Source organism: uncultured Actinomyces sp., assembly GCF_963526355.1.
Taxonomy (GTDB): Bacteria; Actinomycetota; Actinomycetes; order Actinomycetales; family Actinomycetaceae; genus Actinomyces.
Genome location: NZ_CAUROW010000165.1, coordinates 1 through 3094 on the forward strand (window position 1 = coordinate 1; position 3094 = coordinate 3094).

Annotated in this window: 3 protein-coding genes; all 3 read left to right on the forward strand. The window is 69.2% G+C overall.

The features are described from left to right. On the forward strand, positions 1–429 hold a 429-nt coding region (locus RWR81_RS13225; RefSeq protein ID WP_399498458.1), incomplete at its 5' end, for a Gfo/Idh/MocA family oxidoreductase. A gap of 59 nt (positions 430–488) precedes the next feature. Then, positions 489–1757 (forward strand): oligosaccharide flippase family protein, encoded by a 1269-nt coding sequence (locus tag RWR81_RS13230; RefSeq protein WP_314458175.1) that lies wholly within the window; start codon positions 489–491, stop codon positions 1755–1757. Positions 1758–1773: 16 nt separating this feature from the next. Then, positions 1774–3084: a glycosyltransferase gene (locus RWR81_RS13235; protein ID WP_314458176.1), complete on the forward strand. Its 1311-nt coding sequence runs from the start codon at positions 1774–1776 to the stop codon at positions 3082–3084. Positions 3085–3094: the final 10 nt, after the last annotated feature.

The window sequence follows — 3094 nt, forward strand, 5'->3', positions numbered from 1 at the left end:
CAGGTCACGCACCGCTCCGGCCGCCAGACCGAGGACATGATGGTGGCCACCGGTCTGCTGGAGGGCGGCATCATCGTCAGCCACCAGGTCAACTGGCTCACACCCTTCAAAGAGCGCGTCACGATCGTCACCGGGGAGAAGGGCGCCTTCGTGGCCGACACCCTCACCGGTGACCTCACCTTCCACGCCAACGGCACCGTGGCCTCCACCTGGGACCAGGTCGCCGCCTTCCGGGGGGTCAGCGAGGGCGACGTCATCCGCTACGCGATCCCCAAGCGCGAACCGCTGGCCCTGGAGCAGGAGAACTTCCGCGACGCCGTGCGCGGCGTGGCCCAGCGCCACGTCACCATGGCCGAGGGCGTGGCCACGCTCGACGTCGTCGAGGCGGTCCTGACCTCCGCGAGCGAGAACCGGACGGTCGAGCTCTGAACCGCTCGGCCACGCCGTCGGGCCCAGTGACGGGGCTGCTCGCCCGGGTCCGCTCGGTCATGGACTCCTCTCCGTTCCTGCGCCACGTCCTGACCCTGGTGACGGGCACGGCCGTGGCCCAGGGCGTCACCTTCCTCATGAAGATCGTCCTGGCCCGGGTCTACACCCCTCACGACATGGGGCTGCTGGCGACCTACATCTCGGTGGCCTCGATCCTGGTGGCGGTCGCCGCGCTGCGCTACGACATGGCGATCATGCTGCCCAAGAAGGAGTCCGAGGCGCTGAGCGTGGCCCGCCTGGGCATGGTGTGCCTGACGGTGGTCTCACTGCTGGCCACGGTGGCCTCCTTCCCGCTCAATGGTCTCATCGCCCGGCAGTGGGGCCACGAGGTGGCCCTGTGGATGCCATTGGTGGGTCTGACCACCTTCCTCATGTCCGCCGTGGAGCTGTTCAAGTACTGGTTCAACCGCAACAGCGACTACCGCACGATCGCGGTCAACCAGGCCGAGCAGCAGATCGGCCTGACCGGGGGTCAGTTCATCCTCGGCGTGGCGGGGATGGGAGGGATGCCCGGGCTGGTGCTCGGGCACACGGCGGGCCAGCTCTTCGCCTTCGCAAACCTGGGACGTCAGGCCAAGGCCCTGTGGCGCAGGCTCCCCGAGGAGGCGCCCTCCCTGCGCTGGGCTGCCCGCCGCTACCGTCGCATGCCGCTGCTCAACGGTCCCAATGCCCTGGGCGACGCTCTGCGCACCAACGGCATCGCCCTGCTCATCTCGGGCTACTCCGTGGCCTCCCTGGGGCAGTTCCAGATGGCGTGGGGGGTGCTGGACGCCCCGCTCATTCTCATCAACGGCGCCGTGGCCAGGGTCTTCTTCCAGAAGCTCTCCACGATCGAGCCCGGACAGATGCGTCCGCTGGTCCGGGTCACCATCAGGCGGGCGGTGCTCATCGGGATCATCCCCTTCGCGCTCATCTACGTGCTCTCACCGTGGATCTTCCCGCTGATGTTCGGGCAGCGGTGGGCCGAGTCCGGGGGCTTCGCCCGCGCCCTGACTCCCTGGCTGTTCATGATGCTCATCACCTCGCCGATCTCGAATCTCTTCATCGTCACCGAGCACCAGGACTGGATGCTGGGGTTCAACGTCTTCTACACGGCGCTGCCCCTGGCCTGGCTGTACTGGTCCCCGCTGGACCTGCTGGCCACCTGCTACGTCCTGGGCGCCATGATGGCCGGACTGCTGGTGGCCAACACCGCTCTGGCCGATCACGCCGCCAAGCAGTTCGATGCTGGTAAGCGTGTGGGCAGCTTCCAGACCCAGGAGAGGTAGGAAGGACTACGAGACCATGACGCACGTACCGCGCCCGAGCAATGACTCGGGCTCGACCGCGCAGCGGTCGGGCCGACGCAGCCTGCTTCTGCTCACCGACTTCTACCCCTACGAGGTGGGGGAGGAGTTCCTCGAGCAGGAGATCGAGACGCTGTGCGCCGCCTACGACGAGGTCGTCGTTGTCCCGATGCGCCTGAGCGAGGGGGCCCGTCAGACCCGCGCGCTGCCGGCCAATGCCCGCTGTGCCCTGCTGCCGGCCTCCCGGCTGCCCGACTGGCGCTTCCACGCGATCCTGCGCGCCCCGCAGATCCTGCTGGGCCGGGAACGGATGGTGGAGACACCGCCGTGGAAGCACCCGGGGCGCTTCGGGATGGATGTGCGCTTCGCGGCGATCGCCCTGAGCGCCTACGGCCGGATGCGCCGGCTCCTGCCGGAGCTCGGCCTGGAACGGGCCGGTCACCTGACCATCTACTCCTACTGGTTCTTCACCGGGGCGGCCCTGGGCGGGATGCTGCGGCGCCGCGAGCTGAGGGGGCGGCCGGTCAGTGTCGTCTCCCGGGCGCACGCCTACGACGTCGATGAGGCCGACGCGCCGCGCGGCTACGTCCCCTCGCGCCGCTTCGTCATGCGGGCCGTGGACCGGGTCTACCCGATCTCGCAGTACGCGGCCGGCTTCCTGCGCCGTCGCTTCCCCAAGGCCGACACCATCGAGGTGCGCCGTCTGGGCGTGCCGGCCGCCCCGCGCCACGAGCGGCATCGGACTGAGCCCTTCCAGCTCGTCTCCTGCTCGCACATGGCGCCCTACAAGCGGGTCCACCTCATCGTGGATGCCGTCGCCGAGCTGGAGAAGCGCGGCCGGAAGGTCACCTGGACCCATATCGGCGAGTTCGACGACGAGCGCCTGGCGACCATGCGGGCCCGGGCCGAGGAGCGGATCGACTCGACCCCGGTCACCTTCACCGGGCACCTGACCAATGCCGAGGTCCGCGAGCTCTATGCGACGACGGACTTCTCCTGCTTCCTCAACTGCTCCGACGGCGAGGGCGTGCCAGTGGCCGTCATGGAGGCCCAGGCGGCGGGGCTGCCGGTGGTGGCCACGGCCGCCGGGGGGACCGGCGAGATCGTTCACGACCGTGAGAACGGCCGACTCATCCCGGTGGAGACCACCGCCGAGCAGATCGCCGACGCCATCGAGTCCGTCATGGACCTCGGCGACGCGGAGTACGAGGCCATGAGCCGGGACGCGCACGCCACCTGGGCCAAGATGTCCGACGCCCAGCGCCAGTACCGCGAATTCGTCGACGGCCTCATCGCCCTCGAGGGCTGAATTCAGGGCG